Consider the following 23,875-nt stretch of genomic DNA (forward strand, 5'->3'; position numbering starts at 1 on the left):
TGATTGACCAATGGTAATCGCAGGTTTATAGGCCCCAGAGTGTACAGATAGTCTGCTACTCGGCTAGAATCTCACGTTTTGCCTTGCCGCACCGCTACAGACGCAGTGGGCGGCGTTTACCCAAAAGGAGTCGTTATGCGTCATTACGAAATCATTTTGTTGATCCATCCGGATCAAAGCGAACAAGTTCCCGCGATGCTGGAGCGCTACAAGGGCATGATTGCCGCTGGTGGCGGCAAGGTGCATCGCGAAGAAGATTGGGGCCGTCGTCAGCTGGCTTACATGATCAACAAGCTCGCTAAGGCTCACTACCTGTGCCTGAACATCGAAGCCGACCAGGCTGTGATGGCTGAACTGGAACACGCCTTCAAGTTCAACGATGCCGTGCTGCGTCACCTGACTGTGCAGAAGAAGAAGGCTGAAACAGCTGCTTCCGCCATGATGAAGAGCGTTGAGCGCGAAGAAGCCCGCAAGGCCAACCAGGCTGAGCACGCTTAATAGCATCAGACACTGAAGGAGTGGAAAACCGCGTTGTATTGACGGGCCTTCTCGTAGAGCAAGCTGCTTTGCGCTACACGCCCGCCGGATTGCCGGCCCTGGATTTGCGAATTGAACACAGTTCGCAGCAGCAAGAGCTGGGCAGTGCGCGCAACGTGAATGCATCTGTCAAGGCTGTTGCCTTTGGCGCCCTGGCTGAAAAGCTGGCCCGCCAAGCACCCGGTAGCCAATGGACCTTTCAAGGTTTTCTGGCCACGCCGCGCAATAGCAAGATGCTGGTTTTGCACATTCAGGATATTCAACAAAATTAATTTTCAAGAGGTCCAGCAATGGCCACGTTCAAGAAATTCAACAAGGACAAGCGTCCTAAGCGCAACACCCAGTCGCTGCTGTTCAAGCGCAAGCGTTTCTGCCGCTTCACAGTCGCCGGCGTCGAAGAAATCGACTACAAGGATGTCGACACCCTGCGTGACTTCATCGCCGAAAACGGCAAGATTGTGCCCGCACGCCTGACCGGCACGCGCGCCATCTACCAGCGTCAGCTGAACACAGCCATCAAGCGCGCTCGCTTCCTGGCTATGCTGCCCTACTCTGACCAGCACAAGATCTAAGGAGCACGACTATGCAAATCATTCTGCTCGAAAAGGTTGTGAACCTGGGTAACCTGGGCGATATCGTCAAGGTCAAGGACGGTTACGCTCGTAACTTCCTGATCCCCTCCGGCGCTGCACGTCGTGCAACAGCTGCTGCCAAGGCTGAATTCGAAGCCAAGCGCGCTGAGCTGGAAAAGGCTGCCGCCGAGAAGCTGGCTGCCGCTCAAGAACTGAGCGAAAAGCTCAACGGCGTGAACGTGAAGATCACTCAGAAGGCTGGCGTTGACGGTCGTCTGTTTGGTTCCATCACCAACGCCGACATCGCTGAAGAACTGGTCAAGGCTGGTTTCGCAGTGAACAAGTCGCAAGTGCGCATGCCCAACGGCCCCATCAAGACCGTTGGCGACGCCACTGTGGTGGTGGCTCTGCACACCGACGTGGCTGCAGAAGTGGCCGTCTCCGTGTACGGCGACCACTCCTAATTCAGGCTCTGTTCTGAATTGGCAAAAAGCCGCCTTCGGGCGGTTTTTTGCTTTCTGGTAATTGTTTGTCTCGCCAGCGTTTTTATCGTCACCCGCCGTGACGTCGCCACCGCCTCCCGCTACGATGGAGGACTTGTCTCTAGGAGTCTCATGTCGTCAGTAATGCCCCCGCTTGATCTGCAAGATGATGCATTCGCCCCGGTTCCCACTGCCGATCAGCAGGTGGCGCAACTGCGTGTGCCGCCGCACTCCATGGAGTCGGAATCTTCGGTGCTCGGCGGTCTGCTGCTGGACAACAATGCCTGGGAGCGCGTTGGTGATCTGCTTGGCGACGGCGACTTCTACCGACACGAGCACAAGCTGATCTACGAAGCCATCGGCAAGCTGATCAACGCCAGCAAGCCGGCCGACGTGATCACGGTTTATGAGCATCTGCAGGGCATGGGCAAAGCCGAGGAAATCGGCGGCCTGATGTACCTGAACCAGCTGGCGCAGTATGTGCCCAGTGCCAGCAATATCCGCCGCTATGCGGAAATCGTGCGCGAGCGCGCCATCTTGCGCAAACTGGTCACGGCCAGCGACGACATCGCGACCAATGCCTTCAATCCGCAGGGCAAGACCGTGGAGCGCATCCTCGACGAAGCCGAGCAGAAGATCATGGCGATCGGCGAGGAGGGGGCGCGCAACAAGCAGGGTTTCCAGTCGCTGGATTCGCTGGTGGTGGATCTGCTGGACCGGGTCCAGGAGATGGCCGACAACCCCATGGATGTGACCGGCGTGCCCACGGGCTTTGTCGATCTGGATCGCATGACCTCGGGCCTGCAGGCCGGCGACATGGTGGTGCTGGCGGCGCGTCCCTCCATGGGCAAGACCTCGTTTGCCGTGAATATTGCCGAGCATGTGGCGCTCAATGAGGGCTTGCCGGTCGCCATCTTCTCCATGGAAATGGGTGCGGCTCAGCTGGCGGTTCGTATCGTCGGCTCCATCGGCCGCGTCAACCAGGGTAATCTGCGTACCGGCAAGCTCAGCGACGACGAGTGGCCGCGTCTGACCGAGGCCATCGAGCGTCTGCGCACCGTGTCGCTGCATATCGACGAAACGCCGGGCCTGTCTCCAACCGAGCTGCGTGCGAATGCGCGTCGTCTGGCGCGCCAGTGCGGCAAGCTGGGCCTGATCGTGGTTGACTACCTGCAGCTGATGAGCGGATCGGGATCTGCAGCCAGTTCCGACAACCGTGCCACCGAGCTGGGCGAAATCTCGCGGGGTTTGAAGATGCTGGCCAAGGAGCTGCAATGCCCGGTGATCGCGCTGTCCCAGCTCAACCGCTCGGTGGAGCAGCGTACCGACAAGCGTCCCATGATGTCCGACCTGCGCGAATCGGGCGCCATCGAGCAGGATGCGGACATCATCATGTTCATCTACCGCGACGATTACTACAACAAAGAGAGCAAGGAGCCCAATATTGCCGAGGTCATCATCGGCAAGCAGCGTAACGGGCCGACGGGAACGGTGAAGCTCTTCTTCCAGAAGAACCAGACGCGTTTCGAGAACCTGGCGCAGGGCTACGGCACGGACGAATACTAAAAATCATAGCTGTTAGCGCTTGTTGGGTATGGATTTCATAACTCTATGAATATGTAAGCTATGAATATCAAGCGCTGCAAGCTATCAAATTGAAGGACATAAGAAAAGCCCGCAAGGCACAGACCTTGCGGGCTTTGTTTTTTTGAGCAGCTGCGGGGTTAGCGGCTGAACAGGTAGACGCCAAGACCGATCACGCACAGTCCCAGTACGCCGCAGGCCCAGGCCAGGCGCTGTGCACCTATGCGCAGCGCGCCCACGGTTGCGACGATCTGGGCATTTTGCTGGGCCAGCTTCTCGATGATCTCCAGCGACTGGCGCTGCGATTGCTCGAGCTGGGCGATGCGCTCCTCCTGCTGCTGGATCAGCAGCAGCGCCTGCTCGCCGGCGGAGGCCGGTGGCGAGATGCACTGCGCAGCGCTTTGCGCGCTGGCGTCCTGCTCGCGCGCCTCGGCCTGGGCTTCTTTCTTCTTGAGCATGCCCTGGGCGGCCTTCACCACCTGAGGCGTGGCCTTGATGACCTCGCCCCAGGGCACGAGCTTGAGTGCCGCGATCCAGCTCGCCACTTACAGCACCTCGCTGGCGAAGTCCGCCAGGCGCGAGCGTTCGCCGCGCGCCAGGGTGATGTGGCCGCTATGGGGCCAACCCTTGAAGCGGTCCACCACATAGGTCAGGCCCGAGCTGCCTTCCGTCAGGTAGGGCGTGTCGATCTGGGCCAGATTGCCCATGCAGATGATCTTGGTGCCGGGGCCGGCACGGGTGATCAGGGTCTTCATCTGCTTGGGCGTCAGGTTCTGGGCCTCGTCAATGATGACGTATTTGTTCAGAAAGGTGCGACCGCGCATGAAGTTCATGCTCTTGATCTTGATGCGGCTGCGGATCAGCTCGTTGGTGGCGGCGCGTCCCCACTCGCCGGCATTGCCGCCGTCGCCCTTGGCCAGGAACTCCAGGTTGTCGTCCAGGGCGCCCATCCAGGGGCCCATTTTTTCCTCTTCGGTGCCGGGCAGGAAGCCGATGTCCTCACCCACGCTCACCGTGGCGCGGGTCATGATGATCTCGGTATAGCGGCGCTCGTCCAGCACCTGGGCCAGGCCGGCGGCCAGGGCCAGCAGGGTCTTGCCGGTGCCGGCCGTGCCTGTCAGCGTGACAAAGTCGACTTCGGGGTTGACCAGCAGGTTCATGGCGAAGTTCTGCTCGCGATTGCGTGTGGACACGCCCCAGACGGCATTCTTGGGGTTGCCGAAGTCGCGCAGCGTCTTGAGCACGGCCGTCTTGTCGCGGATCTCGGTCACGCGCATATAGAGGCTGGGCTCGCCCGGTGCTTCGTAGTAGACGAACTGGTTGATCATCAACTGGTCGACGATGGCGCCGCTGACGCGGTAGTAGGTGATGGCGCCTTCCTGCCAGCTCTCCACATTCTTGCCGGCCTTGGCCCAGAAGTCGTGGGGCAGGGCCAGTGCGCCCGAGTACAGCAGATCGCCGTCTTCCAGCACCTTGTCGTTCTGGTAGTCCTCGGCGGCCAGGCCCAGGGCGCGCGCCTTCACGCGCATATTGATGTCCTTGGACACCAGCACGACTTCGCGATCCTTGTGCTGCTCGCGCAGGGCGGCGACCACACCCAGAATCTGGTTGTCGGCCTTGCCCTGGGGCAGGCTCTCGGGCAGGGATGCATCCAGAGGGTTGGTCTGGAAGTACAGCGTGCCGGTGGCGCTGCGCTGGCCTGTGGCATTGAGCGGCAGACCTTTTTCCAGACCGTCGGCGGGCTGGGAGGCAACCAGGGAGTCCAGCGTGCGGCTGACCTGGCGGCCGTTGCGCGCCACTTCGGTCATGCCCTTTTTGTGGTTGTCCAGTTCTTCCAGTACCACCATGGGCAGGAAGATGTCGTGCTCTTCAAAGCGGAACAGGCTGCTGGGGTCGTGCAGCAGCACATTGGTGTCCAGCACGAACAGCGTGGTCGGGCCGGTGCGCGTATTGCGGGCGCGGCGGGCAGGCTTGGCAGCTGCGTCGGCAGGTTTTGCAGGTACTGCGGCAGTGGATGCTGCTGTCGTCGGCGCTACGCCAACCGTTGTGGCGGTCTTGCGCGGCTTGGCGGTTGCGTTGGGCTTGCTGCTGCTGCGGCGCGGCTTGGTGACCGCGGGCGCGGTCTCTGGAGCCGCATTCAGGGCGGCTCCGTCGGAGGGGTTCAGATCCTCGTCAAGTTCTGCAGTCTGCTTGGCAGTCTTGCGGATGGACGAAAAGGCTTCTGCGGAAAGCTTTGCGGCGCGGTGGCCGGGTGCGGGGGGCAGGGGCATAGTGGACGAACCGTTCTCAACAAGATTCAAAAAGCACAAAGCCGCCTGGAAACCGAGGCGGCTTTGGTGGGGTGAACAGAGAATACTGCGTAGCACTGAGGCATGCCCCATTATGCATAGGCTCCGAGGGCCTAAAGCAGTATTTCCTGTTTTGCCTTGTTTAAAGACTTTGAAATACTTTGCGTGTAGATGATTGCAAGGTTTTCAGTCCCGGGCGGGGCTCAGGCCACCTTCTTGTCTTGGGTCTTCAGGCTTTTGACGGCCTTGAGTACTTCGTCCACATGGCCGGGAACCTTCAGGCCGCGCCATTCCTGCATCAGGATGCCGTCGGCGCCGATCAGGAAGGTGGAGCGCTCGATGCCCTTGACCTTCTTGCCGTACATGATCTTGTTCTTGACTACGCCAAACATGTGGCACATCTTTTCTTCGGTGTCGGCAATCAGCTCGAACGGCAGTTCCAGCTTTTCCTTGAAGTCGTTGTGCGAGTTCATGTTGTCGCGCGACACGCCGAACACGGTGGCGCCAGCCTTCACGAAATCCTTGTACTTATCGCGGAATTGCATTGCTTCCGTGGTACAACCCGGCGTGTTGTCCTTGGGGTAGAAATACAGGATCAGAATCTGGCCGTTGTGCGAGGTGTTGGACACCTTGACGCCGCCGGTGGCGTTGGCTTCAAATTCTGGGAGTGGTTTGTTGACAACGATCGCCATGCGCTTGTATCTCTCGGGTGTGTTCGTTGAAATGCCGAGGGCGTCGGTGGTATTTTTGTTTTTATCAATCGATCGCCCCCAACCGCAACCTGCGATTTTACCCTGAAATACGTATTTCTCTCAATGTAAGCTCAGAAGTCTATGCTAGCAGCAGGGCTGCGACCACGTTGCGGCCTTCGCTGGCCAGAACGTTATAGGTACGGCAGGCCGAGGCGGTGTCCATGCTCTCCAGGCCAATGCGTTTGGCGATCAGCGGCTTGAGCCAGGCCACGGGTGGAAAGCGGTTCTTGCTGCCGCTGCCAAAGAGGACGACTTCCGCATCCAGCTTGGCGAGCTCCTCGAAATGCTCGGCCGTCAGGTCTTCGAAACGGGCGCAGTTCCACTCGGTCAGCAGGCCGCGGGCTCCGACCAGCAGACTGGTTTCGTGGTTTTGCTTGTCAACCGCGATCCAGCCCGGGCCATAGCCGGTGATGGTTTGCGCATCGGATTTGTCTGCCTGAAATTTCATGATGGAGAGTGTGCGCAATCGGCGCGCTGGACGGGGGCGATGGCTGCTGTCTCCATACAGAGAGGGTGGGGACATTGCTGCAGCGCGGAACTGTGCTTAAATTATAGGTTTCACCATGGCGTTTAATGCGCCCTGGCGTGCCTGAAATCCTTTTGCATTGATTCGCATGAAAACCGTTCAAAAATCCGCCAAATTAGCAAACGTCTGTTACGACATCCGCGGGCCGATCATGGACGCGGCGAAGAAGATGGAGGACGACGGCCAGAAGATCATCAAGCTCAATATCGGCAATCTGGCCGTGTTCGGCTTCGATGCTCCCGAGGAAGTGCAGCAGGACATGATCCGCAATTTGCCCAACTCGGCCGGCTATTCCGACAGCAAGGGCATCTTCGCGGCGCGCAAGGCCGTGATGCACGAAACCCAGCGCCAGGGCATCAAGGGCGTGACGCTGGACGACATCTATCTGGGCAACGGCGCTTCGGAGCTGATCAGCCTGGCCACCAACGCGCTGCTGGACAACGGTGACGAGATGCTGCTGCCTGCGCCCGACTACCCGCTGTGGACGGCTGCCACCAGCCTGTCCGGCGGCACGCCCGTGCATTACATGTGCGACGAGTCCAATGGCTGGATGCCCAATATGGACGACATCCGCGCCAAGATCACGCCGCGCACCAAGGGCATCGTCGTCATCAACCCCAACAACCCTACGGGTGCGCTGTACTCCAGGGAGCTGCTGCTGCAGATCGTGGAGCTGGCGCGCGAGCATGGCCTGGTCATCTTCGCGGACGAGGTCTACGACAAGGTGCTGTACGAGGATGCCAAGCACACGCCGCTGGGCAGCCTGTCCATCGATGTGCTGACCATCACCTTCAATTCCCTCTCCAAGGCCTACCGCTCCTGCGGCTACCGTGCTGGCTGGATGGTGATTTCGGGCGACAAAAAGCCCGCCAAGGATTACATCGAGGGCCTGAACATGCTCTCCAACATGCGCTTGTGCGCCAATGTGCCTGGCCAGTGGGCCGTGCAGACGGCGCTTGGCGGCCACCAGAGCATCGACGCCCTGGTGCAGGAGGGCGGTCGCCTGCGTGTGCAGCGCGATCTGGCCTGGGAGCTGATCAACGCCATTCCCGGCGTGAGCTGCGTCAAGCCTCAGGGCGCGCTGTACATGTTTCCGCGCCTCGATCCCGCCGTCTACCCCATCCAGGACGACCAGGAGTTCTTCCTCGAAGTGCTGCAGGAAACCAAGGTCATGCTGGTGCAGGGTACGGGCTTCAACTGGCCCGAGCCTGATCACTTCCGCATCGTGTTCCTGCCGCATGAGGCAGATCTGCGCGAGGCCATCAACCGCTTGGCAGCCTTCCTCGAGAAGTACCGCAAGCGCCATGGCACGGACAAGCCCAAGGCAGTGCCGGCAGAAAAGGCACTCAAGCCTGCCAAGGCTGAGAAAGCCGCGTAACTCATCTTTTTGATAGCTGGTGGCGCTTGATTTTCAAGCGCTTCAGCGCTTTTTTGACCTTAGAACTTATGAAACCCATCCAAGTAGGCCTGTTGGGCATTGGCACCGTAGGCAGCGGTACTTTCAATGTGCTGGAACGCAACCAAGACGAGATTCGCCGTCGTGCGGGTCGTGGCATTGAAATTACCATGGTCGCCGACTTGGATACCGAACGCGCCAAGAGCGTGGTGGGTGACAAGGTCAAGGTGGTCGGCGATGCACGTGAAGTCATCGCCAACCCCGATATCGATGTGGTGGTCGAGCTGATCGGCGGCTACGGCATTGCCAAGGCCCTGGTGCTGGAAGCCATCGCGGCCGGCAAGCATGTGGTGACCGCCAACAAGGCCCTGCTGGCCGTGCACGGCACGGAAATCTTCAAGGCCGCAGCCGAGAAGGGCGTGATGGTGGCCTATGAAGCTGCCGTGGCCGGTGGCATTCCCATCATCAAGGCCTTGCGCGAAGGCCTGACCGCCAACTCCATCCAGTGGGTGGCCGGCATCATCAACGGCACGACCAACTTCATCCTGTCCGAAATGCGCGACAAGGGCCTGGACTTCGACGTGGTGCTCAAGGAAGCGCAGCGTCTGGGCTATGCCGAAGCCGATCCCACCTTCGACATCGAGGGTGTGGATGCGGCCCACAAGGCCACGCTGATGAGCGCGATTGCCTTCGGCATTCCCGTGCAGTTCGACAAGGCCTATGTGGAAGGCATCACCAAGCTGGCCGGAGCCGATATCCGCTACGCCGAGCAACTGGGCTATCGCATCAAGCTGCTGGGCATCACCAAGCGCACGGACAAGGGCATCGAGCTGCGCGTGCACCCCTCGCTGGTGCCTTCCAAGCGTCTGATCGCCAATGTGGAAGGCGCGATGAATGCCGTGGTGGTGAACGGCGATGCCGTGGGCACCACGCTGTACTACGGCAAGGGTGCCGGGTCCGAGCCCACCGCTTCCGCCGTGGTGGCCGACCTGGTGGATATCGCTCGCATGGACGGGTCCGATCCTGCCCACCGCGTGCCAGCCCTGGCCTTCCAGAGCAGCAGCCTGGCTGCCGCTGGCAGCGAGCTGCCCGTGCTGCCCATGGCCGAGGTCGTGACCAGCTACTACCTGCGCATCCGCGTGGCCGATGAAGCCGGAGTGCTGGCCAAGATCACCGGCCTGCTGGCGGGTGCCGGCATCAGCATCGACGCCGTGCTGCAGCGCGAAGCCGATGAAGTGGGCGGCGAAGGCTCGACCCAGACCGACCTGATCATTCTCACGCACGATACCCGCGAAGGGGATATGGACAAGGCCCTGGCCGAAATCCAGGGGCTGCCCACGGTGCTGGCTCCCATCACCCGCATCCGCAAGGAAGAGCTGAACTAAGGACTTGAGCATGTACCGTCGCACTCAAACCGGTTTATTCCCTGTTCAGTGCGGTGTCGGTATTGCAAACTTCTTCAAAGGCTGGTGTCCTATGGCGTCAGCCTTTTTGTTTTTGGTGGCGGCGGGTGCGCAAGCGGCGCCCGTCGATGTCTATCGTGGCACGCTGGGCGGCTCGGCGGTGGTGATGGAGCTGGGCAAGCCGGGTGAGGATGGTGAACGCCAGGGGCGCTATTTCTATCTGCGGCATGGAGTGGATATTCCGCTCCGGGGCTCGCTGAATGGGCTGTCTGAGGCACGTCCTTTGAATAACGACTGGGCGCGTGAAAGCGGTGGCGAGCCTCCCGTGTTGACCGACTCCCAACAGCGCCGCATCGTTTGGGAACTGCGCCAGCAAGGCAGTGCTTTGGCAGGTGAATGGGTGGATGATATTCACGGCAAAAAACTGCCGCTAGCCCTTACCCATATTGCGCAGTACGACCCTGAAAAGATAGCGCCATTCGGTGTGGAGGCCGTGACGTTGGCGATTGTGCAAGGTGCGGGCAGCGGTATTGCATCGGGCGTTGCCATCTCGGCACAGGCCACGCCCTACGACTATCTGAAAGTGGCCGAGCAAAAGCTGGAGCAGGGCAAGGAAGTGGTGGTCAGCCCCACGCTGGCCTGGAGGCCGGTGCGCGATGCGCGTACCCAGTTCTGGTATCCGCGCCTCACGCGTCATCCGGATAGCAAAATTCTGGCGCAGACCAATACCGTTCTGGAGCAGCGCCACTGGGGCATGAGTCTGGAGGCGCTGGCCTGTGTGGGCTCGATCTACCAGAACGCTGGCCCGGCGGCAGGCTCACTGGGGGATTTCAATAACGAGTCGATCAAGGTGACCTACCTCTCAAGTGCCTTGATGAGTGTGGTGGAGTCCGGTTCAACCGGTTGCGGCGGGGCACATCCCAACAATCATTACGACCCCTTTGTGCTGGACTTGCTCAAGGGCGGCTATATGGACTTCACCCGCCTGCTCAAGGACGTGAAATATGGCGAGTACAAGCTGGAGTATGGTGATCGGCTGTCGCGTTTTCTGAGCAAGGCCGTGAACCGGCATTCCGAGGATGACAAGGAGTGCACCGAGCTGCTGCCCCAGTACATGGCGCTGATGCTCGACAAGCCCGACAAGATGAGCTTTGTGATCTCGGGCATAGGTCATGCCATGGGTGTGTGCCTGGGCAGCGGCGTCAGTGTCCCGTTCAAGGAACTCAAGCCCTATATCAAGCCGGGGGCGCAGCGCTATTTCCAGCCCTGAGTCCCGTCCGGCGCGATATGAGGCAATGGCGTTGGCCGGTCTCTGCATTCGCGCGCAGTCAAATCGGGCTTGCTGACCGATAATGGTCGGCTTGGCGGCATGACTTCTGTCCGTTTGGCTGTCCGTTCCGAATTTTAGTTTTTGGCGAGTTTGAGATGCTGTATCTGTCCACCCGCGGCCATGCTGACCGCAAGCGTTTTTGCGACATTTTGCTCGAAGGCCTGGCTCCCGATGGCGGCCTGTACCTGCCCGTCGAGTATCCCCAGATCGACGATGCCAAGCTGAGCCAGTTGCGCGAGACGCTGGCCAACAAGGGTTATGCGGCCCTGGCCTTCGAGATTCTGTCGCTCTATATCGACGACATTCCAGCCGAGGATCTGCGTGCCCTGTGTGCCAAGACCTATACCAGGGAAGTCTTTGGCAGCGACGCCATCGTGCCCGTGCGTCAACTCGACGGCGTGCTGCACATCGAAGCCCTGTCCAACGGCCCCACGTTGGCCTTCAAGGACATGGCCATGCAGCTGCTGGGCAATCTGTTCGAGTACGAACTGGCCCGCCGCAACGAGGAACTGAATATCCTTGGCGCCACCAGCGGGGACACCGGCAGCGCGGCCGAATACGCCATGCGCGGCAAAAAGGGCGTGCGCGTCTTCATGACCAGCCCACACGGCCGCATGAGCCCTTTCCAGCAGGCGCAGATGTTCAGCCTGCAGGACGAGAACATCCACAACATCGCCATCGAAGGCGTGTTCGACGACTGCCAGGACATCGTCAAGGCCGTCTCCAACGACCACGCCTTCAAGGCCCAGTACAAGATCGGCACCGTCAACTCCATCAACTGGGCACGTCTGCTGGCCCAGGTGGTCTATTACTTTGCCGGCTATCTGCAGGCCACCCGCTCCAATGACCAGAAGGTGAGCTTCACCGTGCCTTCCGGCAACTTCGGCAATATCTGCGCAGGCCATGTGGCGCGCCAGATGGGTCTGCCCATTGCCAAGCTGGTGGTGGCCACCAATGAGAACGATGTGCTGGACGAGTTCTTCCGCACCGGCGTCTACCAGGTGCGAGGCTCGGCCAATACCTACGAGACATCGAGCCCCTCGATGGACATCTCCAAGGCCAGCAATTTCGAGCGCTTTGTGTTCGACTTGGTGGGGCGCGACGGCGTGCGCACCAAGCAACTGTTCGCCGAAGGCGTGGCCAAGGCCGGCAAGTTCGATTTGAGCACAGATCCCGCCTTCAAGGATGCGGCCGGCAAGTACGGTTTTGTGAGCGGCAAGAGCACGCACGCCGACCGTCTGGCCACCATCAAGGACACCTTCGAGCGTTTTGATCAGATGATCGACACCCATACCGCCGACGGCGTGAAGGTGGCGCGAGAGCATCTGGGCGCCGAGCCCATGCTGGTGCTGGAAACCGCTCTGCCCATCAAGTTTGCGGCGACGATCGAAGAAGCGTTGGGCCGCCAGCCCGACCGTCCCGCCAAGTTCAACGGCATCGAAGACCTGCCCAAGCGTGTGGTCGTCATGGCCTCCGACGTGGACCAGGTCAAGGCCTTTATCGCCGAAAACTGCAGATAAAGTCCTGCGGCGTTAAGCTTGAAAAGCATCTGTGGCTTGGCGACAGGTGCTTTTTTTCTTTGGATAAAATTGGTATTTTGCGCTTGCCCATAGAGCGTTGGTAGCTATCAAAAACATATTGAAATCAAGATGAAGGTCATAGGCTTTGCCGGATATTCGGGCGCGGGCAAGACCGCCTTGGTCGAGGCGCTGGTGATGCTGATGAAGCAGCGCGGACTCAGGGTCTCGGTCATCAAGCATGCCCACCATGACTTTGATGTGGATCGCGAGGGCAAGGACAGCTGGCGTCACCGCAAGGCTGGCGCTTATGAAGTGCTGCTCGCATCCGATAGACGCATGGCGCTGATGCGCGAATACGAGCAGCCTGCTCAGCTGAGCATGCACCATATGCTGGCGCAGCTGGACCCCAGCGTGGACTGGGTGCTGGTCGAAGGTTTCAAGCATGGCGAGCTGCCCAAGATAGAGGTCTGGCGGCAGCAGCAGGACAGGCTGGACAAGGGCAAGAGCCTGGAGCCGCTGTTTGCGCATGACCCTAGGGTGCTGGCAGTTGCCACCGACGCTGCCCATGACCTGCCTCAAGTGCCTGTCCAGCCCGTGCTGGATCTCAACCAGCCCCAGCTTGTGCTGCAATGGCTGCTGGCTCATTCGGACTCCCTGCAATACAAGAACTAAGGAAAGACACAGCAATGCAAGCACCACAGACGCCTCGCAAGCCGCTCAAGCCTCTGGATGAAGCCCTGCAGGAGCTGCTGGCCCATGCCCAGCCCCAGGCCGGCGCACAAATGGTGGACACCTTTGATGCCGATGGCCGCGTTCTGCTGCAGGCCGCCGTTTCGCCGCTGCAGGTGCCGCCTCAGGACAACTCGGCCATGGATGGCTATGCGGTGCGCACCGTCGAATGTGCCGACGGCGCTGCAGTGCTGCCGGTGTCGCAGCGCATCCCTGCCGGCACCTCGCCCGATGCGCTGGCTGCCGGCTCCGTCGCCCGCATCTTCACGGGGGCGCCCGTGCCGGCCGGGGCCGATGCCATCGTCATGCAGGAGGACTGCGAATTGCTCGAGGACGGCCGCGTGCGCATCAAGGCCCAGCCCCGTGCCGGCCAGTGGATTCGCCGCGCGGGCGAAGACATCACGCAGGGCGCCACCGTGATCGAAGCCGGCACCCGTCTCACGCCAGCCCACCTGGGTCTTGCAGCCAGCATGGGCTTTGCCAGCCTGCAGGTGGCACGCAAGCCGCGTGTGGCCCTGTTCTCCACCGGCGACGAACTGGTCATGCCCGGTACCGTTGCGCCGCAGGACATGCCAGCGGGCAGCATCTACAACAGCAACCGCTTCTTCCTGCGCGCATTGCTGCTGCGCATGGGCTGCGAGGTGACGGATCTGGGCATTGTTCCCGACGACCGCGAGGCCACGATTGCCGCGCTGGCCGATGCCGCCATGGACCACGACGTGATCGTCACCAGCGGCGGCGTCTCCGTGGGTGAGGAAGACCATATCAAGCCTGCCGTGCAGGAGCTGGGTCAGCTGGACCTCTGGCAGATCAACATCAAGCCCGGCAAGCCTTTTGCCTACGGCCGCGTCAATCGCGAGTCCGGCACGGGCTTTGCGCATTTCATCGGTCTGCCGGGCAACCCGGTCTCCAGCTTTGTCACCTTCCAGGTGCTGGTGCGCCCGTTCCTGCTGCGTCTGCAGGGCGTGCAGCATGTGCTGCCGCGAGCCATCGAAGCGCGCGCCGATTTCGTCTGGCCAAAGGGCGACAAGCGCAGAGAGTTTTTGCGGGTGCGCTACAACGAGCGTGGCGGGCTGGAGTTGTTCAGAAACCAGAGCTCGGGCGTGCTGACTTCCACGGCTTGGGGCGACGGCGTGGTGGACAACCCTGCCGGCACCACGGTTGCCATGGGCGACAGTGTGCGCTTTATCCCGTTTACCGAGCTCATGGCCTGATGGAGTTGGAGATGAAGACCGTTACGATTCGATATTTCGCCTCTATCCGGGAAGCCTTGGGTACGGGCAGCGAAAGCCTGCAGACCCCGGCAGCCACCGTGGGAGCATTGCGCGAGCAACTGATGAGCCGCAGCGATGCGGCTGCCCAGGTGCTGGCTGCCAGCAAGGCTGTGCGCATGGCGCTGAACCAGGATATCTGCGATGCCGATGCCGTGCTCAGCAATGGCGACGAAGTGGCATTTTTTCCGCCAGTGACGGGGGGCTGATGAGTCTCTGAGCGCTTGTGAGCCTCTAAAAACGGTTTCTGAAGAAGCCTGAAGTCCACAGAAGGCCTGTGCAAACCGCTTGCACAGGCCTTTTTGCTGTTTGTCGGTTTCCAGGTGCCAGCCTTGATCGTGAGATTGCTTACTAGGGTTTTCCTGGGCGTATTTTCGTGAATCTGACGAGATTCATTTTGGAGAATCCGCGCTTTCTACAAGAAAGACAGAAAGCACTTACTCATGACAACTCACGTCAATATGGAGGAGACCCGCTCTGCGCGCTTTGCCATGCGCTGCGCCAGCTGGGCGGAGAAGTGGTTCCCGGATTCCTGGGTGTTTGCCGTGGTCGGCATCTTCATCGTGGTGCTGGCAGCGTTTGCCATTGGTGCGCCGGTGCAGGAAACCAGCAAGGCCTTCGGCAAGGGCTTCTGGAGTCTGATCCCCTTCACCATGCAAATGGCTTTTGTGGTGATTGGCGGTTATGTGGTGGCCAGCTCCAAGCCTGCATCTGCACTCATCAAGGCGCTGGCCCGCGTGCCCAAGACCGGCCGTGGCGCCGTGGCCTGGGTGGCGTTTGTGGCGCTGAGCGCCTCGCTGCTGAACTGGGGGCTGAGCCTGGTGTTCGGTGGTCTGCTGGTCAAGGAACTGGCACGCCGCACCGACATCAAGATGGACTACCGCGCCGCCGGTGCCGCCGTCTATCTGGGTCTGGGTGCCGTGTGGGCGCTGGGCATTTCGTCTTCGGCAGCGCAGCTGCAGGCCAACCCAGCCAGCCTGCCTCCCGGCATTCTGGCCATTACCGGCGTGATTCCGTTCACGCAGACTATTTTCCTCTGGCAGTCCGGCGTGATGCTGGGCGTGCTGATGGTGATCTCCATCGTCGTGGCTTACATGACTGCACCCGGTGAGAAGACCGCGCGTGATGCGGCCCAATGCCAGGTCGACCTGGGCACAGAAGTCGTGCAGGAAGTCAAAAAGCCCAGCCGCCCCGGTGAATGGCTGGAATACAGCCCCATTCTCATCATCTTGCTGGTGGCGCTGACCGTGGGCTGGATGGTGGAGGAGTTCTCGAGCAAGCCTTTCATTCAGGCAATCTCTGGGCTGAACACCTACAACCTGCTGTTTCTCATGGCCGGTGCGCTGTTGCACTGGCGCCCCCGCAGCTTTCTCGATGCCGTGGCACGTGCCGTGCCCACTACGACCGGCGTGCTGATCCAGTTCCCTCTGTACGGCGCGATTGCGGCCATCATGACGGACGTCAAGGGTGACGGCGGTGCCAGCATTGCCCACCATATCTCCACCTTCTTCACCAGCTTTGCCACGCATGACACCTATGCACTGCTGATGGGCACCTACTCGGCCGTGCTGGGCTTCTTCCTGCCCTCGGGCGGTGGCAAGTGGATTGTGGAGGCCCCCTATGTGATGCAGGTGGCCAATGATCTGCAGTACCACCTGGGTTGGGCCGTGCAGATCTACAACGCTGCTGAGGCTCTACCTAATCTGATCAACCCCTTCTACATGCTGCCGCTGTTGGGCGTGCTGGGCCTCAAGGCGCGTGATCTGATCGGCTTCAACTTTGTGCAGTTGCTGGTTCATGCGCCCGTGGTGCTGTTCCTGTTATGGTTCCTGGGTCAGACCCTGAGCTATATCCCCCCTGTAATGCCATGACCGAAACCGCCGATTTGCCATCTACCGAAGTGAACCCAGAGATCAGCGCCCGTACCCGCAAGGCTCTGGCTGAAGCGCGTGAGCGTGGAGTCAAGCTGGGCACGGCCGGCACGGCCAATATCCGCGCCACGGTGGAAAAACGTAAATCGGCGGCCGATGCCTTTGCCAGGCAGCACGAAGCGCTGTTCGCCGAATTGCTGCAACAAGGTCTGACCCACCGCGCCATGGCGGCTGAACTCAATGCACGGGGCATTGCGGCCGCCAAGGGCGGTGAGTGGACCCATGGGCAAGTGCAGCGCATACTGAACCGCTACGCGGACTGGAAGGCTGCCGAGTCGATCCAGGCCTGAGGCCGTCATGCCGATCAAAAAGCCGTGCTGCGTTTGCTGCACGGCTTTTTTGATGGAGGTCGGGGACGAATGAGCCAGGCAATGTAGAGCAAGACCGCAACGCACAGCTTATGCACCATGCCGGGTGACCGCTTTCTGCCTTGTGGCAGCCAGTGCCAGCAAGCCAAGCACAATCAGCATCAGACCATAGCCATAGGTGGTGGGCACCAGCCCCAGGCTCTGGGTCAGCAGGCCTGCGGCGATGGCCGGCAGGCTGAAGGCCAGATAGCTCAGCACATAGATGGTGGACAGCAGGCCGCCGCGTTCATGTGGCTCGGCCAGCGGCAGCACGCTGCGCAGCGCCCCTTGAAAGCCCACGCCAAAGCCCGCGCCGGCAATGATGGAGGCGGCCACCATCAGCGTCAGGCTGTGGCTGGCCACGCCCAGCAGAAGAATCACGATGCCCAGCGGCAGAGCCGAGCCACCGAAGCGCAGCATGCGCTGGGCCGTCCAATGGCGCAGCAGCCAGATGGCCGCTGCGGCGCTCAGGGTGTTGATGCACACGGCCAGGCCTGCCATCAGGGTGGAGCCGGTGATCACACGCAGCAGGGTGGGGCCTAGCGACAGATAAAAGCCCGCCAGCGCCCAGGCGGCGATATCCAGCGGTGCCATGCGCAAGAAGGCCGGGCGGATATGCGCGGGAAGGCGGATGCGAGGGCGCATGGAGGCCAGGGCTCCGCTGCGGCGGCTGACGGTTTCAGGCATCACGGCAATGGCCCAGGCCGATGCCGCAAAGACCAGCAGCAGCCACCAGTAGATCTGGTGCAAGCCGTCATGGCCATGGCTGGCCAGCTGGTTGGCGCCGAACACGCCGGCTGCCATACCCAGCATGGGAGACAGCGTATTGATCAACGCACCGCGTTCACGGTCCAGATCGAGCAGGGCCGCGCCCAGGGCTGCGCTCGCCATGCCGGTGGCAAAACCCTGCACCACACGCGACCAGAGCAGAGCCTGCGCATCCTGTGCATGGGTGAACATCAGCATGGAGACCGCCTCCAGTCCCAGGGCCGCAAGAATGACGGGGCGCCGGCCCAGGTAATCGGACAGTGCGCCCATGGTGAGCAGGGCGACGAGCAGACTGAAGGCATAGACCGCGAAGATCAGGGTCAGCATGCCCGAGGAAAAGCCCCAGGCCTGCTGGTAGAGCCTATACAAGGGCGTGGGAGCGCTGGATGCCGCCAGAAAGCTGGCCAGGGTCAGGGCGACAGCAGCCATATTGCGGGTGCTGGATACCGCAGTCAGGGATACAGAGGATGTGGGCATGGAAAAGCAGGCTCCGCTACCATAAAAGCAAATTTTTTGCGTTTGCGTATTCTGCGTTAATTCATCATTAACGCAAATATTTAGCTTTAATGACCATGATTGCAAAAGACCCAGTCCAATCCCGGCCGGGCGGGCGCAGCTCCCGTGTACAGGCCAGCGTGCATCAGGCGGTGAGGAAACTGCTGGAGCACATGCCTCGCGAGGAGCTGACCTTTCCCCTGATCGCCACCGAGGCCGGCGTGACGCCTTCCACGCTGTATCGCCGCTGGGGCGATCTGCCACAACTGCTGGCCGATGTGGCGCTGGAGCGCATCCGTCCCATTGCCGAGCCTGCGGACACGGGCAGTCTGCATGGCGATCTGCAGGCCTGGACCGAGCAATACATCGAGGAAATGGGCTCTCCCCTGGGACGAACCTTGCTGCGCGATACCTTGGTGGCAACCCAGGAAGACCAGGTGACCTGCGCCTGCGTGGACATCATTCGCGACCAGCTTGGCATTGTGCTGGGCCGGGCCCGCGCGCGTGGCGAAGAGGTGCCCGATGTGGAAGCCATGCTGGACCAGTTGGTGGCACCCATCGTCTATCGCATTCTTTATGGTCTGCAGCCCGATGTGGCGTTCGGGCGCAAGCTGGTCGAACAACTGGTGCCTGAGCAGGTCTGAGGCTCTTGTCCTAGAATCGCGGCTCACAGGTGCCAAGGGGCGCCTGCCCGCACAAGAGGCTCTCACCCTTGCTTTCGACAGCGTGTTCACGCTCGATTTCGATGTTCTGTCAGACCATGGTTGTTCTAGGGGCCCAGCGCGGGAGGCTCCGATGCAACCTGGAGCACTGTCATGACTTCATCTCTCCATCCCCAGGCGCGGCGCGCGCTGACGCGGGACTATAAACAGGCTTTTCCCGCCATGGGTATCTACGCGGTGCGCTGCGATGCCGCTGACTTGTTGCGCCTGGGGGCCAGCCGTAACGTGGACGCAATACTCAACCGCCTGCGGTTCGAGCTGAGCAATGGCTTCCGGCGCGATGCGGCACTGGCCCAGGCCTGGGCTTGCCATGGCGCACAGGCATTTCGTTTTGAGGTACTGGACCGCGTGAAGGAGCGCGACGATCCTTTGTTCGACTATGACGCCGAACTTCAGGCCCTGCTTTCCCTGTGGCAGCAAGAGCTGCAAGGGGTACAGCCATGAGCAGTGAAACCGTGAATGCCATGTGTTCAGGCCAAGCGCTGCTCGGTGGTGCTGCAGCCATTGATCCGTCGGGTTCGGCCACGGGGGCCGGTTCTGTTTCCGGATTCGTTTCGCCGCAGGCCCTGGTCGACGAACTCAAGGTGCGCGCCCGCGTGCGCCTGAACCGTGCGCGGCGCGAGGGTGCTGCGGGCTCGGCCACATTGCGCGACCATTTGCATCAGGCGGCGCGCGAGGTCGGCTTTGCCGGCTGGGAGCAGGCGCGTCGGGTGCTGGGAGTGCTGGCGGCACCGGGTGATGACATGGGCAGCTTCTGGCATGTGCCGCGTAGCGGCATTCTTCTGCACATCTGGTTCAGCGGGTACGCACAGGCGCGCAGCGTGCTCGCACAGCAGGCGGATGGTTTTTTGCTGCCTTATCGGCGCCAGTGCTTCATCGTGCAAGCGCCATTCATCGAGGCTTTGGGCTTGAACCCGGCCGATCCGGCCTGGGTCGCCATAGGGCGAGATCTGGTCGCTGCCTATGGAACGCCTGCCTGGCGGGCCTTGGCCTGGCAGCGTCTGCATGCGCCTGTCGGAGCCTTCTGATCTAGCTCCGGAGTTTGAAGCGAAAAATGCGGGTCTGAAAGTGCTGAGAAGCGGTTCCGTCCGGGATTTCAGGCAGGGTCTTCGGGAGTGGGGAACTGCGGTGTACGCCATTCCAGCAGCTCGGCCAGGCGCTGCACGATCCAGCCCGCCTCAGGCACCGTGACGACCGAGCCCTCCGCGGCCAGGCCCGCATGCATGCCCAGCAGCACCTGTTCTTCGGAGGAGTTGCCCGAGTGATAGAGCGTCTGTGCCTGCTCGGTCAGATGGCTTGCCAGGTCTTCGCATAGCTCATAGCGTGCGACGACCTCGGCAATCGGTACGGACAGCTTGCCGCTGCGCGTGCGAAACAGCTCGGCAAAGCTGGTCGGCGGCTGAATTTGGCTGGTGTCGTCCATGGCTTAGCTTGGTTCGAACAGGCGCTCGAAACGCTCTATGTCCACGGCCAGCTCGCAGGTAATGAGCTGGCCCGATTTGTTGTCGCGCTTGCGGTGGGCAGCAAACAGCGTGGCCTTGCCCTTGAAGTTGTAGTCGGGCAGGTGGATCAGCTCATAGGGATAGGGCACAAAGAGCTGGAACTCGAAAATCATCCGGTGCTCGTTGCGCGGAGAGGGGTACAGCGTGTACTCCGGCAGATTGATGGTTTGTGTGGCCATGGTCCAATGCTAATGCGCCAGACATGCCCATGCTGGCCTGCGACAATGCAGGCATGACCGAAGCACGTGTATCCATTCAGACTCAGGACTTTGACCTCTCGGCCGAGATTGCCGCCCTGCGCACCGGCGATGCGCGCGTGGGCGCGGTCTGCAGCTTTGTCGGCACGGTGCGCGACCGCAACGAGGGCGATGCCGTCTCCAGCATGGAGCTCGAGCATTATCCCGGCATGACCGAGAAGTCGATCGAGGCCATCATCGACAAGGCCGTGGCGCGCTTTGGCATCTATGGCGCGCGCGTGATTCACCGCATCGGCCTGCTGCAGCCCATGGACCAGATCGTTCTGGTGGCGGTGAGCAGCGCCCACCGCGGCAAATCCTTCGAGGCCTGTGAATACATCATGGACTATCTGAAGTCCGAAGCGCCGTTCTGGAAAAAAGAGCAGACCGAGCAAGGCGCACGCTGGGTGGATGCGCGTGTCAGTGACGAACAGGCGCTGGCGCGGTGGCAATAAGAATGGCGGCAGCCGCCTGAGCGCAGACCTGTACTGGTGCCAGGCCGCCCTGGGCCAGGTGACGCCTGGTTGTGCCGCATCAGTGCATGATCTTGAAAAATCTATGAATAAAAATGCCTCTGGCGCCTATGTATAAAGCGCAAGAAGCTATGGTTTTCGATAGATCCCGGTTTTGCTGACTCTGGCAGGTATGGGGCCGCAATCTTGCACATTGTGGGTTTGAGCCTACATTGGATCTGGCTTTGACGCGCGATGCTCGGGTCTGGCTTCTGGCGCAGGGCGTTGTTTGATTTTGATCAAATCACAGACTTGCGGCCGTCTTTTGAGCCGCTTTATTGCCCTTCCGGTCTTGAAATTCACCACCTGGCTATCAGATAAATCAGCAATGAATCTGATTGGAGCGAAAGCGACAAACCATGCGAATTGACAAACTGACGACCAAATTCCAAGAAGCCTTGGCCGACGCGCAGTCCCTGGCGCTCGGTGCTGATCAATCCACCATCGACCCTCTGCACCTGCTGGTGGCCATGCTGCGCCAGGACGACGGCCCGCGTGCGCTGCTGCAGCGCGCTGGCGGCAATGTGCAACAACTCAAAAACCTGGCAGAACAGGCCATGGCTGATCTGCCGCGGGTGCAGCAGCAAGGCGATGTGCAGGTCGGTTCCGAGCTGGCTCGGCTGCTGCAGGCCTCGGAGAAAGAAGCCCTCAAGCGCGGTGACCAGTTCATCGCCAGCGAGCTGTTTCTGCTGGCGCTGGCCGATGCCGCAGGCTCGGCCACGCGTGCCGGTGCCTTGCTCAAGCAAAGCGGCGTGAGCAAATCCAGCCTGGAAGCGGCCATCAATGCCGTGCGGGGAGGTCAGAACGTGGACAGTGCGGAAGCCGAAGGCCAGCGCGAAGCGCTCAAGAAATACACGCTGGACCTGACCGAGCGTGCCCGCAGCGGCAAGCTGGACCCGGTGATCGGCCGCGACGATGAAATCCGCCGTGCCATCCAGGTGCTGCAGCGCCGCAGCAAGAACAACCCCGTGCTCATCGGCGAGCCCGGCGTGGGCAAGACCGCCATTGTCGAGGGCCTGGCCCAGCGCATCGTGGCCGGCGAAGTGCCTGAGAGCCTGCAGAACAAGCGCGTGCTGTCGCTGGACATGGCGGGCCTGCTGGCCGGTGCCAAGTACCGCGGCGACTTCGAGGAGCGCCTCAAATCCGTGCTCAAGGAAATCGCACAGGACGAAGGCCGCATCATTCTTTTCATCGACGAAATCCACACCATGGTGGGCGCCGGCAAGGCCGATGGCGCCATGGACGCCGGCAATATGCTCAAGCCCGCGCTGGCGCGTGGCGAGCTGCATTGCGTGGGGGCGACCACGCTCGATGAGTACCGCAAGTACATCGAAAAGGATGCCGCTCTGGAGCGCCGCTTCCAGAAGGTCATCGTGGACGAGCCTTCGGTGGAGGACACCATCGCCATTCTGCGCGGCCTGCAGGTGAAGTACGAGGCGCATCACAACGTCGATATCACCGACCCCGCCATCGTTGCCGCTGCGGAGCTGAGCCATCGCTACATCACCGACCGCTTCCTGCCCGACAAGGCCATTGACCTGATCGACGAGGCCGCGGCCAAGATCAAGATCGAGATGGACTCCAAGCCCGAGGTGATGGACAAGCTCGAGCGCCGCATGATCCAGCTCAAGATCGAGCGCGAGGCCATGAAGCGCGAGAAGGACGAGGCTTCGCAAAAGCGTCTGCAGCTGATCGAGGAAGAGCTCGAAAGCCTGGAGCGCGAGTACGCCGACCTTGAGGAAATCTGGAAGGCCGAGAAGGCCAGCGCCCTGGGTTCTGAGCAGATCCGCAAGGAAGTGGACCAGCTGCGCATACAGATCGAGGAGTTCAAGCGCAAGGGCGACTTCAACAAGGTGGCCGAGCTGCAGTACGGCAAGCTGCCGGCACTCGAAAAGCAGCTGCACGAAGCCCAGGCCAAGGAAGAGGGCCAGGACGGCGCGACGGCCAACAAGCTGCTGCGCACCCAGGTCGGAGCCGAGGAGATCGCCGAGGTGGTGAGTCGTGCCACTGGCATCCCCGTGGCCAAGATGATGCAGGGCGAAAAAGACAAGCTGCTGCACATGGAGGACAAGCTGCACGAGCGTGTGGTGGGTCAGGAGGAAGCGATCAGCGCTGTGGCCAATGCCATCCGTCGCTCGCGTTCGGGTCTGTCCGATCCCAATCGCCCCACCGGCTCCTTCCTGTTCCTGGGCCCTACGGGCGTGGGCAAGACCGAGTTGTGCAAGGCGCTGGCAGGCTTCCTGTTCGACAGCGAGGACCATCTGGTGCGTATTGACATGAGTGAGTTCATGGAAAAGCACTCTGTGGCACGCTTGATCGGTGCGCCTCCCGGCTATGTGGGTTACGAGGAAGGCGGCTACCTGACGGAAGCCGTGCGCCGCAAGCCCTATAGCGTGCTGCTGCTGGACGAGGTGGAAAAAGCCCACCCTGATGTCTTCAATGTATTGCTGCAGGTTCTGGATGATGGCCGGTTGACCGATGGCCAGGGCCGCACGGTGGACTTCAAGAACACCGTGATCGTGATGACCAGCAATATCGGCTCGCATCTGATACAGGCCATGGTTGGCGAGGATGCCGATGATGTGAAGGAAGCGGTCTGGGGGGAACTTAAAAACCATTTCCGACCCGAATTCTTGAACCGTATCGATGAAACCGTGGTCTTCCATGCCCTGGATGCCAAGAACATCGAGGCGATTGCCAGGATTCAGCTGAAGTTGCTGGAAAGCCGTCTGCAGAAGATGGAACTGAGCATGCAGGTGTCCGAGCAGGCCCTGGCCGAGCTGGCCAAGGTGGGCTTCGATCCCGTGTTCGGTGCCCGTCCGCTCAAGCGCGCAATCCAGCAGCGTATTGAAAACCCGCTGTCCAAGTTGTTACTTGAGGGGAAATTCCCGCCCAAGAGTACGATAGCTGTGACAGTCGACCCGGTGAATGATCCCGGGGTGTTCCGGTTCGAGTCCGCAGGCGCTGCCTGA

Annotated in this window: 26 protein-coding genes; 19 read left to right on the forward strand and 7 right to left on the reverse strand. The window is 61.0% G+C overall.

Translation table 11 applies throughout. The features are described 5' to 3' along the window. Window positions 1-135 precede the first annotated feature (135 nt). The 5 genes from rpsF (at window position 136) to dnaB (ending at window position 3,157) form a co-directional block, all read left to right on the forward strand. Entirely contained in the window at window positions 136-498 is a 363-nt protein-coding gene (gene rpsF / locus FSY45_RS09935) for a 30S ribosomal protein S6 (RefSeq protein WP_003064289.1), read from the forward strand. 20 nt (window positions 499-518) lie between these two features. After that, a complete protein-coding gene (gene priB, locus FSY45_RS09940; protein ID WP_003064293.1) occupies window positions 519-809 on the forward strand; it encodes a primosomal replication protein N in 291 nt (96 codons plus the stop codon). An 18-nt stretch (window positions 810-827) separates the two neighbouring features. Continuing rightward, complete coding sequence (rpsR, locus tag FSY45_RS09945; RefSeq protein ID WP_003057920.1) at window positions 828-1,109, forward strand: 30S ribosomal protein S18; 282 nt, start codon at window positions 828-830, stop codon at window positions 1,107-1,109. 11 nt (window positions 1,110-1,120) lie between these two features. Next, window positions 1,121-1,573 carry a 50S ribosomal protein L9 gene (rplI, locus tag FSY45_RS09950; protein ID WP_003064296.1) on the forward strand — a complete coding sequence of 151 codons (453 nt, stop codon included), beginning with the start codon at window positions 1,121-1,123 and terminating at the stop codon, window positions 1,571-1,573. A 150-nt stretch (window positions 1,574-1,723) separates the two neighbouring features. After that, window positions 1,724-3,157 carry a replicative DNA helicase gene (dnaB, locus tag FSY45_RS09955; RefSeq protein WP_034359740.1) on the forward strand — a complete coding sequence of 478 codons (1,434 nt, stop codon included), beginning with the start codon at window positions 1,724-1,726 and terminating at the stop codon, window positions 3,155-3,157. A gap of 158 nt (window positions 3,158-3,315) precedes the next feature. Here dnaB and FSY45_RS09960 read toward each other — a convergent pair whose 3' ends face one another. From FSY45_RS09960 to FSY45_RS09975, 4 genes are all read right to left on the reverse strand, one after another. Continuing rightward, window positions 3,316-3,720 (reverse strand): hypothetical protein, encoded by a 405-nt coding sequence (locus FSY45_RS09960; RefSeq protein WP_046461227.1) that lies wholly within the window; start codon window positions 3,718-3,720, stop codon window positions 3,316-3,318. Continuing rightward, window positions 3,721-5,445 carry a PhoH family protein gene (locus FSY45_RS09965; RefSeq protein WP_046461228.1) on the reverse strand — a complete coding sequence of 575 codons (1,725 nt, stop codon included), beginning with the start codon at window positions 5,443-5,445 and terminating at the stop codon, window positions 3,721-3,723. 221 nt (window positions 5,446-5,666) lie between these two features. Continuing rightward, on the reverse strand, window positions 5,667-6,155 hold the full coding sequence (locus tag FSY45_RS09970; protein ID WP_003057908.1) for a peroxiredoxin: 489 nt from the start codon (window positions 6,153-6,155) through the stop codon (window positions 5,667-5,669). Between the two features lie 139 nt (window positions 6,156-6,294). After that, a complete protein-coding gene (locus FSY45_RS09975; protein ID WP_003064306.1) occupies window positions 6,295-6,663 on the reverse strand; it encodes an Mth938-like domain-containing protein in 369 nt (122 codons plus the stop codon). Window positions 6,664-6,829: 166 nt separating this feature from the next. Between FSY45_RS09975 and FSY45_RS09980 the strand changes: the two genes are divergently transcribed. From FSY45_RS09980 to FSY45_RS10020, 9 genes are all read left to right on the forward strand, one after another. After that, window positions 6,830-8,119, forward strand: coding sequence for a pyridoxal phosphate-dependent aminotransferase (locus FSY45_RS09980; protein ID WP_003057902.1), 1,290 nt, complete (start codon window positions 6,830-6,832; stop codon window positions 8,117-8,119). 68 nt (window positions 8,120-8,187) lie between these two features. After that, complete coding sequence (locus tag FSY45_RS09985; RefSeq protein ID WP_003064309.1) at window positions 8,188-9,522, forward strand: homoserine dehydrogenase; 1,335 nt, start codon at window positions 8,188-8,190, stop codon at window positions 9,520-9,522. Between the two features lie 91 nt (window positions 9,523-9,613). After that, window positions 9,614-10,810: a hypothetical protein gene (locus FSY45_RS09990; protein ID WP_046461229.1), complete on the forward strand. Its 1,197-nt coding sequence runs from the start codon at window positions 9,614-9,616 to the stop codon at window positions 10,808-10,810. A 155-nt stretch (window positions 10,811-10,965) separates the two neighbouring features. Beyond that, window positions 10,966-12,390: a threonine synthase gene (thrC, locus tag FSY45_RS09995; protein WP_034378722.1), complete on the forward strand. Its 1,425-nt coding sequence runs from the start codon at window positions 10,966-10,968 to the stop codon at window positions 12,388-12,390. Between the two features lie 129 nt (window positions 12,391-12,519). After that, entirely contained in the window at window positions 12,520-13,062 is a 543-nt protein-coding gene (gene mobB, locus FSY45_RS10000) for a molybdopterin-guanine dinucleotide biosynthesis protein B (protein ID WP_046461230.1), read from the forward strand. 14 nt (window positions 13,063-13,076) lie between these two features. Further along, complete coding sequence (gene glp / locus FSY45_RS10005) at window positions 13,077-14,333, forward strand: gephyrin-like molybdotransferase Glp (RefSeq protein WP_003064316.1); 1,257 nt, start codon at window positions 13,077-13,079, stop codon at window positions 14,331-14,333. An 11-nt stretch (window positions 14,334-14,344) separates the two neighbouring features. Continuing rightward, window positions 14,345-14,599 carry a molybdopterin converting factor subunit 1 gene (moaD, locus tag FSY45_RS10010; protein WP_003064318.1) on the forward strand — a complete coding sequence of 85 codons (255 nt, stop codon included), beginning with the start codon at window positions 14,345-14,347 and terminating at the stop codon, window positions 14,597-14,599. Between the two features lie 234 nt (window positions 14,600-14,833). Next, window positions 14,834-16,261, forward strand: a complete 1,428-nt coding sequence (locus tag FSY45_RS10015; RefSeq protein ID WP_003064320.1) for a short-chain fatty acid transporter — start codon at window positions 14,834-14,836, stop codon at window positions 16,259-16,261. Then, entirely contained in the window at window positions 16,258-16,611 is a 354-nt protein-coding gene (locus tag FSY45_RS10020; protein ID WP_046461231.1) for a recombinase family protein, read from the forward strand. The genes FSY45_RS10015 and FSY45_RS10020 overlap by 4 nt, the downstream gene beginning before the upstream one ends. Window positions 16,612-16,719: 108 nt before the next feature. Here the strand turns inward: FSY45_RS10020 and FSY45_RS10025 are convergent, their stop codons facing one another. Then, the gene (locus tag FSY45_RS10025; protein ID WP_046461232.1) at window positions 16,720-17,913 is read right to left on the reverse strand and encodes an MFS transporter; all 1,194 of its coding nucleotides are present in this window, start codon (window positions 17,911-17,913) and stop codon (window positions 16,720-16,722) included. A gap of 95 nt (window positions 17,914-18,008) precedes the next feature. Between FSY45_RS10025 and FSY45_RS10030 the strand changes: the two genes are divergently transcribed. The 3 genes from FSY45_RS10030 to FSY45_RS10040 all read left to right on the forward strand — a co-directional run bounded on the left by FSY45_RS10030 (window position 18,009) and on the right by FSY45_RS10040 (window position 19,681). Beyond that, a complete protein-coding gene (locus tag FSY45_RS10030; protein ID WP_034361874.1) occupies window positions 18,009-18,575 on the forward strand; it encodes a TetR/AcrR family transcriptional regulator in 567 nt (188 codons plus the stop codon). A 171-nt stretch (window positions 18,576-18,746) separates the two neighbouring features. Beyond that, window positions 18,747-19,097 (forward strand): GIY-YIG nuclease family protein, encoded by a 351-nt coding sequence (locus tag FSY45_RS10035; RefSeq protein ID WP_003064326.1) that lies wholly within the window; start codon window positions 18,747-18,749, stop codon window positions 19,095-19,097. Further along, window positions 19,094-19,681, forward strand: a complete 588-nt coding sequence (locus FSY45_RS10040; RefSeq protein WP_046461233.1) for a hypothetical protein — start codon at window positions 19,094-19,096, stop codon at window positions 19,679-19,681. The genes FSY45_RS10035 and FSY45_RS10040 overlap by 4 nt, the downstream gene beginning before the upstream one ends. 68 nt (window positions 19,682-19,749) lie before the next feature. Here FSY45_RS10040 and FSY45_RS10045 read toward each other — a convergent pair whose 3' ends face one another. After that, window positions 19,750-20,076: a hypothetical protein gene (locus FSY45_RS10045; protein ID WP_046461234.1), complete on the reverse strand. Its 327-nt coding sequence runs from the start codon at window positions 20,074-20,076 to the stop codon at window positions 19,750-19,752. A gap of 3 nt (window positions 20,077-20,079) precedes the next feature. Next, on the reverse strand, window positions 20,080-20,334 hold the full coding sequence (locus tag FSY45_RS10050; RefSeq protein ID WP_003057869.1) for a hypothetical protein: 255 nt from the start codon (window positions 20,332-20,334) through the stop codon (window positions 20,080-20,082). 53 nt (window positions 20,335-20,387) lie between these two features. Here FSY45_RS10050 and moaE point away from each other — a divergent pair, with 53 nt between their 5' ends. Both moaE and clpB read left to right on the forward strand, forming a co-directional pair. Then, window positions 20,388-20,846, forward strand: a complete 459-nt coding sequence (moaE, locus tag FSY45_RS10055) for a molybdopterin synthase catalytic subunit MoaE (protein WP_046461285.1) — start codon at window positions 20,388-20,390, stop codon at window positions 20,844-20,846. Window positions 20,847-21,262: 416 nt separating this feature from the next. Further along, complete coding sequence (gene clpB / locus FSY45_RS10060) at window positions 21,263-23,875, forward strand: ATP-dependent chaperone ClpB (RefSeq protein WP_034359764.1); 2,613 nt, start codon at window positions 21,263-21,265, stop codon at window positions 23,873-23,875.

The organism is Comamonas sp. Z1, from assembly GCF_008121555.1.
GTDB lineage: Bacteria > Pseudomonadota > Gammaproteobacteria > Burkholderiales > Burkholderiaceae_C > Comamonas > Comamonas thiooxydans.